Annotated in this window: 15 protein-coding genes, 5 tRNA genes and 1 pseudogene; 11 read left to right on the plus strand and 10 right to left on the minus strand. The window is 41.0% G+C overall.

Annotation, left to right across the window (positions count from 1 at the left end):
- The first annotated feature begins 620 nt into the window (after positions 1-620).
- The 6 genes from OIZ54_RS09100 to OIZ54_RS09125 all read left to right on the plus strand — a co-directional run bounded on the left by OIZ54_RS09100 (position 621) and on the right by OIZ54_RS09125 (position 3,595).
- Positions 621-696: transfer RNA gene (locus OIZ54_RS09100), tRNA-Val, on the plus strand.
- Between the two features lie 146 nt (positions 697-842).
- Positions 843-918: transfer RNA gene (locus OIZ54_RS09105), tRNA-Val, on the plus strand.
- A gap of 47 nt (positions 919-965) precedes the next feature.
- A tRNA-Val gene (locus OIZ54_RS09110) sits at positions 966-1,041 on the plus strand.
- Positions 1,042-1,074: 33 nt separating this feature from the next.
- A tRNA-Val gene (locus OIZ54_RS09115) sits at positions 1,075-1,150 on the plus strand.
- Positions 1,151-1,195: 45 nt separating this feature from the next.
- Positions 1,196-1,271: transfer RNA gene (locus OIZ54_RS09120), tRNA-Val, on the plus strand.
- A 683-nt stretch (positions 1,272-1,954) separates the two neighbouring features.
- The gene (locus OIZ54_RS09125; protein ID WP_264390220.1) at positions 1,955-3,595 is read left to right on the plus strand and encodes a tetratricopeptide repeat-containing response regulator; all 1,641 of its coding nucleotides are present in this window, start codon (positions 1,955-1,957) and stop codon (positions 3,593-3,595) included.
- 55 nt (positions 3,596-3,650) lie between these two features.
- Here the strand turns inward: OIZ54_RS09125 and msrB are convergent, their stop codons facing one another.
- From msrB to OIZ54_RS09160, 7 genes are all read right to left on the minus strand, one after another.
- On the minus strand, positions 3,651-4,091 hold the full coding sequence (gene msrB / locus OIZ54_RS09130) for a peptide-methionine (R)-S-oxide reductase MsrB (protein WP_004588868.1): 441 nt from the start codon (positions 4,089-4,091) through the stop codon (positions 3,651-3,653).
- 294 nt (positions 4,092-4,385) lie between these two features.
- Positions 4,386-4,826, minus strand: a complete 441-nt coding sequence (locus OIZ54_RS09135; protein ID WP_004588867.1) for a hypothetical protein — start codon at positions 4,824-4,826, stop codon at positions 4,386-4,388.
- 11 nt (positions 4,827-4,837) lie between these two features.
- Positions 4,838-5,344: a DUF2919 domain-containing protein gene (locus OIZ54_RS09140; RefSeq protein ID WP_004588866.1), complete on the minus strand. Its 507-nt coding sequence runs from the start codon at positions 5,342-5,344 to the stop codon at positions 4,838-4,840.
- A gap of 9 nt (positions 5,345-5,353) precedes the next feature.
- Positions 5,354-7,372, minus strand: a complete 2,019-nt coding sequence (ligA, locus tag OIZ54_RS09145) for an NAD-dependent DNA ligase LigA (RefSeq protein ID WP_264390221.1) — start codon at positions 7,370-7,372, stop codon at positions 5,354-5,356.
- A gap of 72 nt (positions 7,373-7,444) precedes the next feature.
- A complete protein-coding gene (zipA, locus tag OIZ54_RS09150; protein ID WP_004588864.1) occupies positions 7,445-8,200 on the minus strand; it encodes a cell division protein ZipA in 756 nt (251 codons plus the stop codon).
- A 71-nt stretch (positions 8,201-8,271) separates the two neighbouring features.
- Positions 8,272-11,667: a chromosome segregation SMC family protein gene (locus tag OIZ54_RS09155; protein WP_264390222.1), complete on the minus strand. Its 3,396-nt coding sequence runs from the start codon at positions 11,665-11,667 to the stop codon at positions 8,272-8,274.
- 67 nt (positions 11,668-11,734) lie between these two features.
- Positions 11,735-12,466 (minus strand): RNA methyltransferase, encoded by a 732-nt coding sequence (locus tag OIZ54_RS09160; protein ID WP_264390223.1) that lies wholly within the window; start codon positions 12,464-12,466, stop codon positions 11,735-11,737.
- 162 nt (positions 12,467-12,628) lie between these two features.
- Between OIZ54_RS09160 and OIZ54_RS09165 the strand changes: the two genes are divergently transcribed.
- The 3 genes and pseudogenes from OIZ54_RS09165 (at position 12,629) to OIZ54_RS09175 (ending at position 15,312) form a co-directional block, all read left to right on the plus strand.
- Positions 12,629-13,738 (plus strand): YjgN family protein, encoded by a 1,110-nt coding sequence (locus tag OIZ54_RS09165; RefSeq protein ID WP_264390224.1) that lies wholly within the window; start codon positions 12,629-12,631, stop codon positions 13,736-13,738.
- A 9-nt stretch (positions 13,739-13,747) separates the two neighbouring features.
- The gene (locus OIZ54_RS09170) at positions 13,748-14,770 is read left to right on the plus strand and encodes a M48 family metallopeptidase (protein WP_264390225.1); all 1,023 of its coding nucleotides are present in this window, start codon (positions 13,748-13,750) and stop codon (positions 14,768-14,770) included.
- Positions 14,771-14,951: 181 nt separating this feature from the next.
- Positions 14,952-15,312 (plus strand): annotated as a pseudogene (locus tag OIZ54_RS09175) (DoxX-like family protein).
- A gap of 52 nt (positions 15,313-15,364) precedes the next feature.
- Here the strand turns inward: OIZ54_RS09175 and speB are convergent.
- Entirely contained in the window at positions 15,365-16,288 is a 924-nt protein-coding gene (gene speB, locus OIZ54_RS09180) for an agmatinase (RefSeq protein WP_264390227.1), read from the minus strand.
- A gap of 3 nt (positions 16,289-16,291) precedes the next feature.
- Positions 16,292-18,205, minus strand: a complete 1,914-nt coding sequence (gene speA, locus OIZ54_RS09185) for a biosynthetic arginine decarboxylase (RefSeq protein WP_264390228.1) — start codon at positions 18,203-18,205, stop codon at positions 16,292-16,294.
- Positions 18,206-18,456: 251 nt separating this feature from the next.
- Here speA and OIZ54_RS09190 point away from each other — a divergent pair, with 251 nt between their 5' ends.
- Positions 18,457-19,320: an alpha/beta hydrolase gene (locus tag OIZ54_RS09190; RefSeq protein ID WP_096041443.1), complete on the plus strand. Its 864-nt coding sequence runs from the start codon at positions 18,457-18,459 to the stop codon at positions 19,318-19,320.
- Between the two features lie 2 nt (positions 19,321-19,322).
- Positions 19,323-19,928 carry a TetR/AcrR family transcriptional regulator gene (locus OIZ54_RS09195; RefSeq protein WP_096041442.1) on the plus strand — a complete coding sequence of 202 codons (606 nt, stop codon included), beginning with the start codon at positions 19,323-19,325 and terminating at the stop codon, positions 19,926-19,928.
- 44 nt (positions 19,929-19,972) lie between these two features.
- Here OIZ54_RS09195 and OIZ54_RS09200 read toward each other — a convergent pair whose 3' ends face one another.
- Positions 19,973-20,305: a YnfA family protein gene (locus tag OIZ54_RS09200; RefSeq protein ID WP_029772735.1), complete on the minus strand. Its 333-nt coding sequence runs from the start codon at positions 20,303-20,305 to the stop codon at positions 19,973-19,975.
- Positions 20,306-20,342 lie beyond the last annotated feature (37 nt).

Below are 20,342 nucleotides of genomic sequence, written 5' to 3' on the forward strand. Positions count from 1 at the left end.
AGTGTGTTATTAAAATGCGAGGGCTCTATTCGATAACCTTATTATTAAATGCTCAACCCTTCCCTTTTTAAGTTGCTTGTACACACATATAAAAATTGAAGTGAATTAGGCCGTCGTTAAAAGTGCTAGCAAATAATTCGTGCTGTTTTTAAACACTATGTTCCAGTTTGGGTAATAGGCTCTTTTTTGTTGTCATTGTGCCAAAACCCATGGCGTTAATTAAAGTTTATTCGTACTAATGGCAATACAGATAACTGCTTATGCCCTTACCTTTTAAAAAGTACCCTAAACCAGTTCAATAATTTAAAACCTTATATAGTCATAAATCTTCTTTTTGATAAAACGTCACGCTTACTGTATCAATTTCAACATCGCCTTTTATTAGCTTATTTAAGTAATGCTTTTTATTGTAAGTAAAAATAAGGCAGTCACTTAGTTCAGATTCAGCTGTTAATTTACCCTAACAACTTAAATTTGATGATAAAGTAAACGCCAACCACCCTGCGCTGTTTATAAAACCTTCATTCAGCACATTTTTATCATTCAAGTGTTGACACATTTGCAACTCTATCTATAATAGCGCCCCACAACAACGCAGCAATGTAATGTTGTTTAGATGTGGGTGATTAGCTCAGTTGGGAGAGCATCGCCCTTACAAGGCGAGGGTCACTGGTTCAAGTCCAGTATCACCCACCACTTTATTAAGTGTACACATCTAAAATTCTATATGAGTTGTTAGCTCAGTTAGAAAAGAGAGCGTCACTGCTTTTAGTAAAAGAGGGTGAGGTTCACTGGTTAAAGTCCAGTACTATTTTTTAATAGTAGCGTTTTAATTTATATGTGGGTGATTAGCTCAGTTGGGAGAGCATCGCCCTTACAAGGCGAGGGTCACTGGTTCAAGTCCAGTATCACCCACCACATATAAAGCCTATTATATTAATAGTCGCGTTTTAAAATTGTAATATGGGTCGTTAGCTCAGTTGGGAGAGCATCGCCCTTACAAGGCGAGGGTCACTGGTTCAAGTCCAGTACGACCCACCATTCTTAGAATGGTGCATATTAAATATATAATTTGGGTGATTAGCTCAGTTGGGAGAGCATCGCCCTTACAAGGCGAGGGTCACTGGTTCAAGTCCAGTATCACCCACCAAATTATACTAAACGTTAAATTTATAAAGTCATATCTATTATATGTGGGTGATTAGCTCAGTTGGGAGAGCATCGCCCTTACAAGGCGAGGGTCACTGGTTCAAGTCCAGTATCACCCACCACATATAAACACTTCAAAATACCTAAGTTAAAAACTTCCATAAATATCACTCTTGATTTGTCTTTTGCAAAACGATTAATCTATACGCTATAAAATTATATAAAGGTAATTAACTCAGTTATAAGAAAAAGAGAGCATCGCCGCCCTTTACAAATAATGGCGAGGGTTACCGGTATCAAGCCAAGTAATCACCTACCACATATAAACACTTCTAAAGCATCAAAACTCCTCTGAATAATTATTATAAAAATCCTATTTGAGTAATTAACCCAGTTATAAGCAAAAGAGAGCATCGCCGCCCTTTACAAATAATGGCGAGTGTCACCGGTATCAAGCCAAGTAGTCACTCACCACATGTAAACACTTCAAAATACCTAAGTTAAAAAATTCCATAAATATCACTCTTAATTTGTCTTTTGCAAAACGATTAATCTGTAACATGTAGAGTTCTATATGGGTTATAAACTGCGCCATAAGCAAACATATAATTAATCGCTTACTTGGGCTGCTTTTTACCTATTAATTAAGCAATCGTTCTAAATCGCTAAGGCAGGATAATATGAAGCCATCTAAACGTATGAAAATAACTTAATCTTCTAATAACCTCGGCTAATAGTTAAATTCCCTTGTAAGCAGCTAAACTGTTGATTATAGTCTGTGATAAATCAAACAACATGTAAGCCAATGCCAACTAAGATCTACGCCAAAGCCAAAATACTGATAGTGGAAGAGCAGCCCCTCGCTCAAAGCTATATGAAACAGTCGCTAGAAAGGCTTGGCTTTCGGCAATTGCACTTTGCCGATCATGCAATTGCAGCAAAAGAGCAATGTTTGGTTGAGCAATTTGATTTAATTGTATGTTCATTTAATTTAAGCAAACACCAAGACGGCTACCAACTCTACGAAGAACTCCGTGTTAAGCAACTGATAAAAAACTCCACCGCGTTTATTTTTATTTCTGCAGAAACCAGTGGTGCGCTAGTGCATAGCGTTTTAGAGCTTCAACCCGACGACTTTTTGGTAAAGCCATTTACGGTACAAGAGTTAAAAACGCGGATTGAGCGTATTCTAAAACGTAAAAATGAGCTTCAGAGCATTTATACATTAGTAGATGATGGCAACGACTCTAAAGCAATAAAAGTAATCGATGCCGCTTTAAATAAAAAAAACAATATATACAGCCCTATCCTCCTTCGCTTAAAAGGAGATGCATTGCTTAGGCTAAACCGCAGTGAAGAAGCTAAAGACTTTTTTACCTCGGTGCTAGACATACAAAAATTTGCCTGGGCCAAAGTTGGTTTAGTAGAAGCCCTGATTGCTAATAATGAGCATATTCTTGCTCAACGCATGTTAAAAACCATGCTTGAGCGCCATGAAACACGTTTAGTTGCACTGGATTTACTCGGCCGATTAGAAATAAAACTAAACCAATTTGAATTGGCACAAGATTTTTTAAGCCAAGCAGTCAATATTGCGCCACGTAATATCCAAAGACAAAAATCGTTAAGCAATGTTTCGTTAATAAACCACGATTACGAAAAAAGCTACTTAACCCAAAAAGACATAGCCAGCTATGCGCGTCATTCTATTCATGACAGCCCCGACATCTATCTCAATGCTGCCCGTGCCGGTATAGACTTTGCTTTAACCACAGATCAAACAGACCAAATACAACGTATTTCGCGTCAAACTAATAAATACATAAATGATTTAAAAAAGCAGTTTCCTAACAACGCAAACCAATCTCAAATTGATGTACTTAATGCGCGTTTGCACTATTTAAAAGACGAGCACCAAAAAGCCAAGCGCTTGATAGAGCAACTTGATGACGACGATACGTTAATACGCTCTGTAGATGGGGCGCTTGATAAAGCAAAAGCGTTTCACGAGCTGGGTTTTCATCAAAAAGCACAAACACTATTTAGCCAAATAATTAGCCATTGTGAGCGCCACCCTAATATGAGTGATACAACTTACCTGCGTTACATTCAACAGCAGCAAAGTGAGCGCCGCGACATTAAAATGGGCCCTAAAGAGCTTAACAACCATGCAGTAACTCAATTTAATAGAGGGCAATTAAATACGGCGTTAGAGGCGTTTACACAAGCATTTAGAGTTATGCCGCGTAACCCAAGCATTGCGCTTAATTTATTACAGTGTTTGTTTGATTCGACAAAACAAAAAGGCGGCACTTTTAACTTGGTTATTGCTAAAAAGTGTTACGCCCTTTTGAGTAATTCTACACTGCAGCCAGATCAGTCGCAGCGATTAGATAAAATTTTGCATATGGCAAAAGAAATGAAACTCGATATTCAATCCCCCTAGCGCTAACTAGCGGCTAAAAATAGCTGTTTATCTTGATTGAAAGCTAACTATATAATTAAAGCTTTTTCATTGCAGCGGCATTTACACAATAGCGCAAACCCGACGGTGCTGGCCCATCAGGAAAAATATGCCCTAAGTGCGCATCACACACATTACACACCACTTCAACGCGCTGCATACCATGGCTTAAATCGTTCACATAACCAATTGCATCGACAGTTGCAGGCTGCGTGAATGATGGCCAGCCTGTGCCGCTATCAAACTTTTCATCGGCATCAAAAAGTAAATTATCGCAGCATACACACGCGTATTTACCCGGTTCTAGTAATGTGCAACTTTGTGAGCTGTGAGGGCGTTCTGTGCCCTTTTTACGTGTCACATAATATTGCTCATCACTTAGCATTGCCTGCCATTGCGCGTCTGTTTTTACAACCTTTTCGCGTGGCGTAGGGTTGCCATTATTGGCAAAATTTATAACATCATTCCAAGTAAGCATAATAGCCTCCTTCGGTATTAATAAGTGATTAGGGTCTGTTGATCTTTTAAGGTTAAATTTGCAGCAGTCTGTTTGGTATTTAGGCAAGGCAGAGCCTATGCAGTGTGGTTATTCCCCATAATTGGGCGATAACGTAGCATTAATGCCAAACAGGCGCTGCCCAACGGGTTCTTCCTAGGGGCTTTTTACTCTTTGTTGCTCAGCTTTTACTTAGCCCACTAGGTTACAAACTTCGCGCCGCGATTAAATAGCCCCTAGTTTGAACAAACTTTAATCCGCAAAGTTCAACAGCCCCTAACTAAAGCGAATAGTTTGCTTTTCTTGATCTGAAAGTATGCGCTTCATGTAGGCGTCTATGTCATTTTTTTGTGCGGGTAAACTTACACTAAATTGTCGCTCGTTATTGCTATGAATAATAAGCTCATCGTTCTTACTTTCTATATGTTCAATGTTGCCAATAACAAGCCATTGCGGGCCAAATTTTTTATCAAAAAAACCTGCCAAGCTAAATAACATTAAGTGCTGTGCATCGCGCTGAATAAAATTATCAAGCGTATTGCGCTTTTTAAAGGCGGGTGTCAGCCTGTAACAACACGAACAAAACACAAATAACCATAATCCTATTACGGCAGAAAACCAAATATGATCAGTTAACGATGTAAACAACACCAAAGCGCCTAAAATAATGCCAATACCAAGCACTACAATGGCAATTTTTTTATTAATGTTATCCATTTAGCTCCCTTTTATTTAGCGTTTTTATCATCTGCTTTTTCGGTAGGCTCTGGCCAATCGTTAAAAAACACCTGCAAATAACGACTCTTTGCCAAGTACCACATTACCCAAAACACAATCACCATTTGCACAGCTAAAAACAGTGAAAACCTGTAATGACTATGTGCAGCTTGTATTGTTAACCAGCTTAAGTCGGTTATTGCGCACACCAGTAACGGCCAGCGCATGTAGCGCCACACCATCGCTAAACGCGCACTTTGTTGATGAGAGTCGCGCGGGCGTCTTAAGCAAAATAAAAAAGTGGGCACTATCGCAATAGCGCCAATCGAAATTGCGATAAAAAAATCGTTTTTAGATTTAAAAAATAGCGACATTAAATCAAGCTCAGGGCGACGACTCAGCGCCGCTATAACCCAAATAAAATACGCACGTAGTAACACCAATAAACTTAGATGAAATGCAATTGGCGTACGGTAGCTTCCGTATTTATCCCAGTACTCGGGTCCATATCGGCTCATTTTATTACCCTAAGCATTGTACTTATCAAACAGTGCAATTAAGTCGTCTTCGCTAAGTATGTCTATGCCTAAATCTTGTGCTTTAGTTAATTTAGAGCCGGCTTTTTCGCCCGCCACCAATGCATCTGTTTTAGCCGACACACTACCGGCTACTTTTGCACCTAACTGTTGTAAGCGTGCTTTAGCATCGTTTCGGTTTAAAGTATTAAGAGTGCCAGTTAATACATAGGTTAGCCCAGCTAAGGGTTGCTCATCCTCTGAAGGCGGCGTTAGCGCTGGCCAATTAATGCCTTGTTCAATTAAAGCATTAACCACATCTACATTATGTTGCTCATCAAAAAAGCCACGAACATGAGTTGCTACAATAACCCCTACATCACTCACTTGCGTAAGGCTTTCAATACTGGTTTGGGTTACCTTTTCAAGTGTTAAAAAATGATTTGCTAAGTTTTGCGCTGTAGCCTCGCCAACCTCACGAATACCCAGCGAATATAAAAACTTTGCAAGCGTAGTTGTCTTTGCAGCTTCAAGCGCATCCACTAAGTTTTTAGCCGACTTAGGACCCATACGCTCAAGTGACTCAAAGTGACCTTGTTTTAATATAAATAAATCTGCGGGGGTTTTTACCAGCTCTCTATCAACCAGCTGATCAACTATTTTGTCGCCTAAGCCATCTATATCAAGCGCTTTGCGTGATGCAAAATGCTTTATCGCTTGTTTACGCTGAGCTTGGCACACTAAGCCACCGGTACAACGAGCCACGGCCTCGCCTTCTACTTTTTCAACGTGTGAGTCACAAATGGGGCAACTGGCTGGAAATACAATGTCGCGTGCATCATCTGGGCGGCGCTCAAGTACTACTTGTGTAATTTGCGGAATAACATCGCCGGCGCGGCGTATAATTACTGTATCGCCTACCTTTACGCCTAAACGGGCTATTTCATCGCCATTGTGCAGCGTTGCGTTTGATACCGTAACACCGCCTACAAATACAGGCTCTAAACGCGCTACCGGCGTTACTGCACCTGTGCGACCAACCTGAAATTCTACATCAAGTAACTGGGTTATTTCTTCTTGCGCAGGAAACTTATAAGCAATTGCCCAGCGTGGTGCACGTGCAACAAACCCTAAACGCTCTTGTAAGGCTTTTTGGTTTATTTTAATTACTACACCATCAATTTCATATTTAAGCTCGCTTCTGCGCGTTAAAATATCACTGTAGTAATCTAAAGCCGCTTGCGTACCTTCAACTAACCTTGTTTCTGGGCACAGCGGTAAACCCCAATCAGTTAATTTTGCCAATTGTTGGTAGTGATCCTCAGGGATTGAGCCATCGGCCACCAGCCCTGTGCTATACGCATAAAACATTAGCGGGCGCTTAGCAGTAATTTTTGAATCAAGCTGGCGTAGACTACCTGCGGCTGCATTTCGAGGATTTACAAATACTTTTTCGCCACGTTTTTCGGCTTCGCTGTTTAGCTTTTCGAACCCTGCGCTATCCATAAATACTTCGCCACGTACTTCAAGCTCTGCGGGGTAATCGCCACGCAGCTTAAGAGGCACGTTACGGATTGTTTTGACATTTTGTGTGATATTCTCGCCAGTAAAACCATCGCCACGAGTTGCGGCCTGCACAAGCACGCCGTCACGGTAAATAATCGACACAGCCAAGCCATCTAACTTAGGCTCACAACAAAAAGTGAGCTCATCTTGGCTCATTAAACGCTCTTTAATACGGCGGTTAAAGGCGCTAAATTCTTCTTCACTAAAGGCGTTATCAAGCGATAGCATAGGCACTTGGTGAGCAACTTGTTCAAATTTACTCAGCGCAGCGCCTCCGACCTTTTGAGTGGGTGAGTCAGGCGTTAAAAATTCTGGGTTTTCTCTTTCAAGGGCGCTTAACTCGCGCAATAGTCTGTCGTATTCTGCATCAGGAATACTGGGTGTATCAAGGACATAATAATTGTAGTTGTGTTGCTCTAACGTACTACGAAGATGATTAATTTGCTCACTAATGCTGCTAGACATTTAAACCTCAAAAAACATAAAAAAAGCCACTTTTAGGTAAGTGGCTTAATAAAAATAATGTGTGCGTATAAATTACGCAGAAAATGCACGAACCTGCTCAACATATTGACGAACGCGCTCAACGGTCATTTCTTCACGCTCGGCATCTAAAATTTGTGCACCAAATTCATCGGCAATTTTCTTAGCTGCGCTATGTAACATATTAAAAGCAGCTAGCCCGTCGCCTTCACAAGGTAAAGTCATAAATAAGCTAACCCCTGCGGTGCTAAACTGTTCCATATTATCAATATCAAACGTACCTGGGTTATACATATTTACTAATCTAAATAACACTGGACCTTGCCCTGCAGGGTCTATGTGGCGATTAAAAAAGCCTTCTTCTGAATATTTAAATCCTAAGGTATTTACTGCAGGCAATAACTTACTGCCTTGCATGCTTAGCCCCTCAGGCATTTGAATATGCACAATAACAAAGTCAGACACATCTGCTGGCGCTTCTTTTTCGCTCTCTGGCTCTGGTTCTAGCTCTGGCTCTTGAACTACTTGCAGGTCGTCTTCAATGGGTGTTTGCGCCACGCTAGTATCTATTTGCGGCTCGTTTGCATCAAAGTTTAGCTCACCAAATTGCGGCTCATCTCGCTGGGCAACAACCGGCTCTTTAGGTTCAACTGGTGTATGCGAAGGTGTGTCTTGCATTGGTTCAACCCGCTCTGAAGGCGCTACCTCTGGGCTGTCTTTTTTTCTAACTGACCATAAACCATGTACTAATAAGCCACCTATGACAAGTACACTGATCACAATTAAAACCAATCTTAGTTCTTCGGCCATCCCCTCACCTTTTATTATTTGTTATGCCTAAACCCGTGTATTAATTAACACTAATACGCTTAAATAAACTGTTATGTATGTGCAAGTTGCACTGCTTGTTCTATATCTACTGCTACCATGCGTGATACGCCTGGCTCTGCCATGGTAACGCCAGTTAAACGCCCTGCCATTTCCATCGCAATTTTATTATGACTAATATAAATAAACTGCACCGATTGTGACATTTCTTCAACCAAACGGCAAAAACGTACCACGTTAGCATCATCAAGCGGAGCATCTACTTCATCCAGCATACAGAATGGAGCTGGATTGAGCCTGAATATAGAAAACACCAATGATAATGCGCTCAGCGCTTTTTCTCCACCACTTAACAGATGAATTGTCGAATTTTTCTTACCTGGTGGCTGTGCCATTATACTAACACCACTTTCGAGTAAATCGTCACTGGTTAATTCTAAATACGCGCTACCACCACCAAATACTTTTGGAAATAGCTCGGCAAAGTCGTTGTTCACTTGATCGAAGGTAGCTTTAAAGCGTGTTTTGGTTTCGCTGTCAATTTTACGAATCGCCCCTTCAAGCGTATTTAGCGCTTTGGTTAAATCCTCAAGTTGATTATTCAGATAATCACTGCGCTCTTTAGCTTGTTCAAACTCATCTATTGCGGCTAAATTAACTGGACCTAGCTTATCTAATTGATGCACAAGCCCACTGATCTGATTTTGCGCTGCATTTAAACTCAGTGAATCAGGTAGTGTATCTAAAACACTTTTTAAACTTTGCTTTAATTCTTCAAGCGGCTCAAGTGCTGCCTGCGCTTTTATAATTAGGCTTTGCTCTTCAATGCTTAGCTTTTGATGTTGTTCTTGCAAACCTGTCAGCTCACCTTGAGAGTGCTTAAGGCTGGCTTGTTTACTTATAAGTGTTTGCTTTGCCTCGTTAAGCTTTTTTTGTAACGCAACCAAGCTAGCTTCGCCCTGCTGATGTTTTATTAAAAGCTGTGCTATTTGCTCAGTGAGCTCTTGCTCGGGTATTAGCAACGCTTCCATTTGCGCTTGCAGCTCTTGCGCTTCTTCTTGCGCACTCATGAGCTCTTGCTCAGCATGATTAAGCTTTGTTTGACTAAGCTGCCACTCACTGTGTGCTTTTTGCTCTTTTAACGTGGCTTGATGCGCTTGTGTTTTATATTGCTCAAGTGTAGCTGCAGCTTGGCTGTATGCAGTATTACTGCGTGTGCAAGCGGCGTCGGCGCTTGCCAATTCGGCAGCTAAATTACGTTGCTGTTGATGTAACACTTCAAGCGCACTGTTGTGCTCATCGCGCGTTTTTAATAATTGTGATTGCTCAGTGGTTAATGCACGCTTTTGTTGCTGGTACTTTTCTAGTTGCTGTAAAAATTGTGCTACTTGCTCTTTTAACATGTCGCTGCGCGTAGTGGCCACGGCCATGTTTTGTGCTAATTGATGAATTGCATTTTTAAGTACTGCTAACTCATCACTCAGCTTTTGCTGCTGTGTTTTTAGCGCATTAAGTTTCTCAAAATCCCTTGCGAGGCTATTTTCGGCCTCTACTAAGCTCGCTGTTTTTTGCTTTAACTGTGTGTGTTTTAAAAGTTGTGAGTTTTCGGCGTTTTTGTCTGCGCTACGGTGCCAGTTTCGAGCATGTAAAGCACCGCTTTTATCCATAACCGCAATATAAAACGTATCATTTAACGCAGCGAGTTCAGCGTTTTCGCTGTACGCAATACGGGTCAGTAAATCGGGATAAACACCCTCAGTAACTAACGCCGCAACGCTATTGACTGGTATTTCACTTTTATGCGGCCACACACTATTGTTGCTTTGCACATCAGCTACGTTTAGGTGCTCAAGCGTTTGCAGTGCCTGTTCAACTATATGTTCAAACCCTGGTTTTACCTGTAATTGATTAAATAAAGTGTGCTGCTTATTGTCATCTTCAATCCCTAAACTGCTTTTAAGCCCAGCAATGCGAGCTTTTAGCTCATTAACGTGCTGTAAGCTTTGCTGATGCTGTTGCTCAGCGTCATTTACTAAATCGGTTTGCTCTTTAAGCGCTGCGGTGCAGTGTGTTTGCGCCGTTTGCTTACTGGCAAGCTCTTGAGTTAGGGTTTGTTTGTATTTTTGTTGCTCGGCTAGTTGCTGCTCTAATTGGCTACTTTTAATATCATCAATTTGGTTATTTAGTTGGCTTAACTGTGTGTTTACATGGGTTAAGGCTTGCTCTGTTTGCTTAACACTACTTTGCTGCGCCTGTACTTTATTATTAAGCGCGTGTTGTTGTTGATTAAGGCTTTGCCATGCGTTTGTGTGCTTATTTTTTTCATCAGCTAAATCTGCAAGTGTAAGGGTAAGCTCTTCAACTTGCTCGCTGCACTCTAAACTGTACTCGCTTATCTCTTGGTGGCTCACTGCTAACTGCTCACACACATTTTGCTGCTGTGTTTTTAGCGCTTCACTTTGCAGCTTTCGCTGCTCAAGCTTAACCACACTTTGTTTAAGTGTTTGCGTTTGCTGTTTAATATTAATGTGTTGTTGTTCGGCGCGGGTCAACTCTGTGTGGGTAACGTGTTGCTGATGCTGCGCATAGTTAAGCGCATCTTGCTCTGCATTTACTTGAGCCTCTAGGCTTGCAAGCACATCGTCGTGGCCTGAGTGGGCCGTTTTAAAAAAGGCGATTTGCTCATTAAGCTTTTTGATTTGTTCACTTTTTTCAAGCTGTTGTTGATGCAGCTTTTGCCATTTTAATACAGCTACTTGGCCTTTTAAGGTACGCTCTTGCGCTTTTAAATCGCGGTATTTTTTCGCATCAACCGACTGCACAGCCAGTTTATCTAGTTGCGCTTGTAATTCTTTACGCACATCAAGTAAACGCTCAAGGTTTTCGCGGGTACTTTTAATTCGGGTTTGCGTTTCGCGGCGGCGTTCTTTGTATTTAGACACCCCCGCGGCTTCTTCTAAAAATACGCGTAGCTCTTGAGGTTTGCTCTCGATTAAACGCGAGATCATCCCTTGCTCTATAATTGCGTAACTACGCGGGCCAAGCCCGGTGCCTAAAAATATATCGGTAATATCGCGCTTACGGCATTTGCTCCCATTTAAAAAGTACAGCGATTGGCCATCGCGTGTTACTAAACGCTTAATCGCTATTTGGTTTCTGTCGGCAAATGTATTAGGTAAATCACCTTGGGTGTTATCAAAAATAAGCTCTACTGAGGCTTGCGAGATTGGTTTACGATTAGTTGAGCCATTAAAAATAACATCGGTCATGGCATCGCCACGTAAGTTTTTAGCTGAGCTTTCACCAAGCACCCATCGCACAGCGTCAATCACGTTTGATTTGCCACAGCCGTTAGGCCCAACAACACACGTCATTTGATCAGGAAATGGAATTTTAGTGGGCTCTACAAACGATTTAAAGCCCGCTAATTTAATAGTGCTTAAGCGCATCTTATTGTTATTACCGATTATTATTGTTATTACTTACAAACAATTTAACTCATAAACAGTTAAAAAGTTAAGCTTGGCGTTTAAAGTTATCTAAAATAATACCTGTGGCCATTGCCACATTAAGTGACTCTGCCTCACCAAAAGCCGGTATGGTTATTTTGTCGCTTACTAATTTTGCACACTGCTCGCGTATGCCATGCGACTCACTGCCCATAAGCAATACACCCTTTGCGCTAAAATCAGTTGTATGTACGCTTTGCCCATCTAAAAATGCCCCATAAATAGGCATATTTAATGTTTGTAAGTATTCAGGTAGCTCTACTTGGCTTACCGACACTCTGACAAACGAACCCATGGTAGCGCTAATTGTTTTAGGGTTGTAAGCATCGGCGCTGTCGGTACTTGTTACTATATGTTTAATGCCATACCAGTCGGCAACTCTGATAATAGTGCCTAAATTCCCCGGATCAGAAACTCCATCAAGCGCCAATATTAAGCCGGTATTATTAGGTAAATCAGCCTTTGGCATATCAACCACTGCAATGGCCGCGTTATTACTCACTAAGGTACTGGCTTTAGTCAGCGACTCTTCTTCTGCTGGCGTAAAATCTACTTCTGGAAACTGGTTTTGGTGAGTATTTATAAACGCCTGTGTTGCAAATATATCAACCGCCTTTAATGGGCTGTTTAACAACTCAAGTACGTTTTTTTCACCTTGTACAAGGTATTGATTATATTGCTTTCGGTACTTTTTTTGGCCAAGTTGGCGAATAAGCTTGAGTTGGTTTTTTGAAATCATAACAGCCCCATAAAATTATCGCCCTAGTATACCAGAGATGATTTAAAGTGCAGCACCACATATATTAAAAGCAGCGCCATTGTAGGCTGTAAGGCTATTAAAGATTGAGCTTTGCACCAAATTTAGGTAAATTAACAAAAAAACAACATGGATATAATTTTAATGGAATCAATACACCCTACTCCCCCAGAAACCACCCCTGCAGTAAGTGAACCTGCTGCCCCTATTTTTAGCGGCAAAGTACAGTTTAGCGGTAAAGGCGGTGAGTTTTTTGGTATTTGGATAGTCAATATTTTACTGAGCGTACTTACTTTAGGTATTTACTCGGCTTGGGCAAAAGTGCGCACAATGCGATACTTTTATGGTCACACCCGCATTGACGGACACAGCTTTGACTACTTAGCCACCCCGATGCAAATTTTAAAAGGCCGTATTTTAGCGGTTATTGTATTTTTAATTTACTCCTTTGGTAGCAGCTTTTTTCCTCTTGTAGGCTTATTATTTGCGGTTGCTTTTATCTTTTTAATGCCGTGGATTATTAACCAAGGCCTGCGCTTTAATATGCGTATGACCCGTCATCGAAATGTACGTTTTGCATTTAAAGGCGATTACGGCGAAGCCTTCATTAACTTTATTCTTTTACCTATTGCCAGTATTTTTACCCTTTATTTATTAATGCCGTATGTTTTAAAACGTATCGACACGTACATACATAGCAATATTAGCTACGGTGACACGCCATTAACCGTAAACCTTAAAGGTGAAACCTACTACTTAACCGCCCTCATTTGCTTTGTGGTGAGCTCTATCACTATGGTGATATTTATGGCTGTATTAGGCTTATTTGGGCTTGATTTAATGAATGTAGAAAACCAACAAGCTGCACAAGATCCAGCCAAAATGGGCATTATGTTTGGTGGATTAATGATTGCTTACGTATTTATGATTGCGATAGTAACCGCTGTGTGGGCTGCGGCTATTCGTAACCATATTTTTGATAACAGTCAATTTGAAGAAGTAGCGTCATTTAAATCAGAGCTTAAGCCTATTCCTTTTGCCATATTACTATTAACCAATATGCTGGCCATTGTGTTTTCTTTAGGGCTTGCCTACCCGTGGACCAAAGTGCGTACATCGAGAATGCTTGCCGAGGTTACAACCGTTAATATTTACCCAAGTGCGCTAAATTTAGTGGATACCGCGCAGCAAGAGCAGTCATCGTTTGCTGAAGAAGCAGCCAATGTATTTGATATTGACCTATCGCTAACCTAAGAGCTTATTATGCACGTACAGGGACATTACTTCCCCAAGGCATCAAGCAATTACCAGCAAGGTGTCGCTAACATTAGCGACACCTGTGTTGAGATTAGCTACGATGACCAGCTTATTTCAAGCCATGCAATAAGCGATATAACACTCACCTCTGGCCTAGCTGGGCTTGCTGATGAACTAAATTTTAATGATGGCAGCCGCTTTATTCCTACTGATGTAAATTATCGCTGGCCTTTTAAAGCAAATAAGCATGACCTACTAGAGCGCCTTGAAAAAAGTAAATGGGCTATTATCGCGGCCGTTATTTTTACACCGCTTTTTATGTGGTTAATGCTTTATAAAGTTGTGCCCGCTATTGCTGTTTACAGTGTTGATACTCTGCCGCGAAGTGTAGTAGAGCAAATGGGTGAACAAAGCTTTACCCTAATTGAAAAGCTCGCGCTTGATGACAGTGAGCTGCCTAATGAGCAACAAACTAAAGTACAACAACACTTTAATACCATGCTTAATGCGCTCTCGCTTGAGCCATCGGTTTATAGGTTATCGTTTTATAAATCAGAGGCCTTTGGAGCGAATGCGTTTGCAATGCCCCACGGGCGTATTGTCGTGACCGATGAGTTAGCAAATTTATTAGCCGATAAACCCAACGCATTAAAAGCCGTATTACTTCACGAAATTGGCCATGTAGTCCACCAGCATAGCGTACGCATGACCGCGCAATCGGCAGCCAGTACCATTGTACTTGCGGTTATATTTGGCGATTTAGAAGGCATAGCAGAAGTGGTACTTGGAACGGGGGCATCTTTTGCACAGCAAGGGTTTTCTCGTGATATGGAGCGCGAGGCAGATAGCTATGCGCTCATTCAACTTGAAAACTTAGGGTATTCAAGCAACGACTTTGCCGATGCCATTAAAGCATTACAAGGTGCGCACACCAGCGAAAACGAACACCTTGAAAAGGTAAATAATTTGCTCGAATATTTATCTAGCCACCCAAGTGCACAAGAACGAATAGACAATGCGAGGAAATAACCGCGGTTATATACAAATTGCTCGCTACATAGTGAGTTTAAGTTGGGTATACTAATTCGATTAACTATAGGAGCTATTTTAACGATAAATAAATCATTTATTAACTAGGCAAAAAATTTTTTGTTTAGTGGTTCTAAATAGAGATTTTTTAACGACGTTAGTAATTGATTTAGTACGTTAAATTGTTCAAATAGTTATTTGGGTTAGTATCATTCACGGCTTTTTTCCAAAGCTTTATCATATTGCCCCGCTTGAAAAACTAATGACTGGTAGTGCGGGTTTTTCAGCAGAAGTGTCTGACTTAATTACACGTTCTGCGGGTATTGGCGAAATTATATTTGGAGTGTGCTTATTAGTGTTTTATAAAAATAAGCACATCGTTATTTTAAATGTTTTAGCCCTTGTAGGGCTTTTGTTAGCGGTTGTAGTAATGCAGCCACCATTACTCATTGAAGCATTTAACCCAGTAACCACTAACCTGCCGCTTATTGGCTTAAGTTTTATTTGGTTAAAAGAAATTACTAAATAATAGGTATCTTTAAAATAAAAAAGGTATGCCAGTGCATACCTTTTTGTAGTGTTTAACTTATAGCGTTAATACTTATTTTTATGTGTCCACAGGTGCAATAATTCACTGGCAATTGTTGCTGCAGCAATCGCGGTAAGCTCACTTTGGTCGTACGAAGGTGATACTTCTACCACATCCATACCCACCATATTTATGCCTTTGAGTGCGCGCAGTATTTTAAGCACTTTATCTGATGTTAATCCACCGCATACAGGTGTGCCTGTACCTGGTGCAAATGCAGGGTCTAAGCAATCTATATCAAACGTTAAGTAAACGGGTAAGTCGCCTACTCGCTTGCGTATTTGCGCTGCTATTTCATTAGCATGCAAATCGTTAGCTTGCATTGCATCAATCACTGCAAACTCATGCTTTGATTGGTCAAAGTCGGTGCGAATACCAATTTGTATACTGTGCTCTACATCAATCAGCCCTTCCATGGGTGCGTGATAAAACATAGTACCGTGATCAAAACGTGAGCCATTGCTGTATGTATCAGTGTGCGCATCAAAATGAACCAGTGCCATTTTGCCATGAATCTTTGCATGCGCGCGCAATAGCGGAAGCGTTACAAAGTGATCGCCACCAAGGCCTAACAGCGTTGCCCCTTGGCGAAGTATTTGCTCTGCGGCCATTTCTAGCTGTGCCGTAAAATACTCAGGATCGCCTACCGGATAAGTAAAGTCCCCCGCATCAGCAACCGTTAAACGCTCAAATAAAGGAAATGTCCACGGGTATTTAGTGTCTTCCCAGGCTAAATGTACCGACGCTCTGCGAATGGCGTCGGGCCCTAAGCGAGCACCGGGGCGGCCCGATGTTGCTAAGTCAAAGGGTAAGCCTAGTACAACGACATCTGCATTAATGGCATTAATGTTTTGCACCATAGGACGACGTAAAAACGTCATCCCGTTTGAATACAATGAGTGGTCAACATGACCAAACAAGCTAGACATTGCTTATAACTCTTCTAAATAAGTGTAGCCATTAAGGCCGCTTTGCAACTCGTCTAAAACGCTTTGCTGTTCATTTTTATCTATTTTTGCAGACACTAACTGCGCGTACGAATGTTGAAAGCTCTCAACATCTAAATGTACATAGCGCATCATATCGGCTACGGTATCGCCTTGGTTTATTTCACTAATACTGGCAACGCCTTGCTCATCCATATTGATAATAGCGCTGTGCGTATCGCCAAATAAATTGTGCATATCACCTAAAATTTCTTGGTACGCACCCACTAAGAAAAAGCCCATTAAGTAAGGTTTATCAGCACTGTACTCAGGCACGGGTAATGTGCTTTCAATGCCTTGGCCATCAACATAGTGCTCAAGTGCGCCGTCTGAATCACAGGTAATATCAAGTAATACAGCACGTTTTTTTGGTGCTTCGGTTAAACCACTTAATGGCAATACCGGAAACACTTGATCAATCCCCCACGCATCAGGAAGCGATTGAAAAAGCGAAAAGTTTACAAAAAATTTATCGGCTAAACGTGCGTTCAACTCATCAATAATCGGGCGATGAAAACGGTTTTTGTTATCCATGTGTTTGTTAAGCTCATAACAAATACGTAAGTTAACTTGCTCTGCCCACGCACGCTGCGTTAAATCTAAAAGTCCAAGTGCAAACTGGTTATGCGCCTCAGCTAAATCCCCTTGGCTGTCGTGGTAAATTTCAATCAGTGCGCGGTCATCCGTTAAATCGGTTAACTGCACAAACGATGCCCACATATTATTTAATAAAAGCGGTGCATCTGCTGCTGGCGCTACTAACTCTTCTGGCGTGTAGCTTTCTGTGCCTATAACATTTGATATAAGCACCGCATGGTGCGCCGTTAGTGCACGCCCCGACTCAGAAATAATCGTCGGCATGGGCTGTGCGTACTGCTTACAGGTATCACCTATGGTGTACACAATATTATTTGCATACTCAGCTAAGCTGTAGTTCATTGAATTATGTGATTGGCTGCGGGTACCATCGTAATCAATAGCTAAACCGCCCCCTACATCTAAGCACTCAATGCTTGCACCTAATTTGCGTAGCTCACAGTAAAAACGCGCGGCCTCGCTTACACCTAAACGCACATCACGAATGTTTGCCATTTGCGAGCCTAAGTGAAAATGCACAAGTTGCATTAAATCAAGTTGGCCAGCGTCTTTTAAACGATTAACTACATGCAAAACTTGCGACGCTGATAAACCAAATTTTGATTTTTCACCGCCACTTGCTTGCCACTTACCTTTGCCTTGCGATGCTAAACGAACGCGAATACCAATACGTGGTTTAACATTTAGCGCTTTTGCTTGGCTAAGTACCATGTCGAGCTCAGAGAGTTTTTCAAGCACTATGTATACTTTGTGGCCTAGCTTTTCGCCAATCAGTGCTAAGCGCACATATTCTTTGTCTTTGTAGCCATTACATACAATTACTGCACTGGTTTTTTCTGCCATTGCCAAAACAGTTAATAGCTCTGGTTTGCTGCCCGCCTCAAGGCCTAATTGTTTTTTTTCTAATTCGGCTTGGCTTGCTACTATTTCTTCAACCACTTCGCGTTGTTGGTTTACTTTAATTGGGTAAACTAATAGGTAATCTTTTGGATAACCATAGTTTTCAATCGCGGTATTAAACGCGCCACATAAACTGTGCACACGATGATGTAAAATTTGTGGAAAACGCACTAAAGCTGGCAAGCTTAAGCCTTTTTCTTGAAGTTGTTTTGCAATATCTGTAAGTGCAATAGTTTGCTCTGGGGCGTGAGCCTTTGGCGCAACATACACATCACCTTGATCATTAATACCAAAAAAACCTTGGCTCCAATGACGAACATTGTAACTCGTGCGAGCTTGTTCTAGTGATGTTGTCTCTTTCATTTATCTTTCTCTTGTATTTAATGAATGCCGGTTCGGCCAAGTGCGCGCATTAAAAGAAAAATAGACTTTTAAGTCCAACAAGTATTTTTACTCGTAACGAGTGATTTTTAGTGTTGAGAGAAAAAACACCTACACCTTAGCTTTACAGCCAACCGCCTTTAGTAAAGCAAGCTAGTTATACGGCTAAAAAAATAAGTACAGCTGTACTTTTTTAAGATAAAATAGAACAACTGTACTTATTTGGTATAAACATGAAACAAATTTATTTTAATCAAAACAAGCCACCTAAATTTTCTAAAATAACAAAGGCTGCCACTTTTGGTCTGACCAAAACATTTCCTAAACTCAGTGCCCGCCTTGCCATGAAGGTATTTTGTAATCCGCATAGCCGACGCCAATACGAATTTAGAACATGTATACAGCCAATTAATATTAAACTTACTACCGAGCTTGGCGCTGTAAACCTGTACTATTTTAGCCAAGCCGAAAACACTAAAACGGTATTTTTATCTCATGGCTGGGCCGATAGCACTAATCGGTTTACTGCTTTAATAGATGAATTGCTTGAAAAAGGCTTTAATGTTTACTCAATTGATCACATAGGCCATGGCTATTCGCACGGCAATACCTCGCACTTATACGGGTATATGCAGGGGCTAACAGCGGCTTTTGAGTACTTTAATGGGCAAAATATTACAATTAATAGAGTCGTGACACACTCTATGGGCGGTGTTGCTTTGTTAAACTTAGCGCCTCATTATTTAGAGAATAAAAAAATTGTGATGATCTCTGCCCCTGCACAAATATTTGAAGCCATGTTTGCTAAGGTCAGGCAAGTGGGTATTTCTGAGCTCATGCTAGAAAATATGCTTAATAAGGTGTCGGATAAATATGGTATTAGCTGGCAAAACCTTCACCCTGATCATTCAAAAAATAAAATTAACGAAAACATGTTGTTTATTCATGATAAAAATGACTCAGTGGCAAGCTTTGAGGCAATAAAATTATTAACTGAGAACACACCCGCAACACTTGTGACCACACAAGAGCTGGGACACGTGCGCATTTTAAAAAGCCAATACGTGTACGACCAAATAACACGCTTTATGGATTAACGATGAAAAAAAGTGAGAGCACTAAACGCAATATTTTGCACAAAGGAATGGCCTATGCGGCTGCACATGGTTTATATAGCTTGTCGATAGGAAAAATAGCGGCAGTGACTAACATGTCGCGTACTGGGGTGATCTCACACTTTGCCAATAAAGAAGATATGCAAGTGGCTATTTTGGCCTACACCGAAGAAGAGTTTAGAAAACAGGTTGTTGATATATCTGTTGATGAAGATGCGTTAATTCATTTAAATAATTTTCAGCAACGCTGGCTTGAGTGGCTCAATTTTTTAGATACGGTATCGCCTGGTAAGCAGGCAAGTTGCCCGCTCATTAAAGCATCGGTAGAGTTTAAAGCAAGCCCCAACTGTTTGGTAAGGCAGTTTATGCAAGACCAACACTTAAAAATGATTAACTACCTCACTAAACTTGCAGTTAACTGCCAAGCACAAGGCTACTTTTGCCAAGACAAAGAGCCGAGCATTTTTGCGTATGAGTTTTATGGCTTATATACTGGGCATGTTGTACAAACAAGCTTAATAGATAATCCAGCTTTAACGCTTACTTATAAAAAAGTAGTTGGCAATTTAATTGCGCGATATATGCGTTAACAGTGGCATGTAAGGCGTTTTTTACCTTTAATATGGCGTACTTTTTAAGCGCTTTTAGGTGCAAAAATAATAATAGCCATGCCCAGTAAGGCAACCGCCCCGCCCACTACATCCCACATTGTAAGCTTTACGCCATCAACAGCCCATAACCACAGTAAAGCCACGCATATGTACACACCGCCATACGCGGCATACACACGTCCAGCGGCTGCGGGGTGTAACGTTAGCAACCACGCGAATAGTGCTAAACTGATTGCTGCAGGTATTAAAAGGAATATGGATTTATCTTCTTTAAGCCAAAGATAAGGTAAGTAACAGCCAATAATTTCTGCCAGTGCGGTAATAATAAATAGCGCGATAGTTTTTACTTCAAACATAAAACCTGACGTGATTTAAATAACGAGAGCATAATAA

The organism is Pseudoalteromonas sp. A3 (assembly GCF_025942345.1).
Classification (GTDB): domain Bacteria; phylum Pseudomonadota; class Gammaproteobacteria; order Enterobacterales; family Alteromonadaceae; genus Pseudoalteromonas; species Pseudoalteromonas atlantica.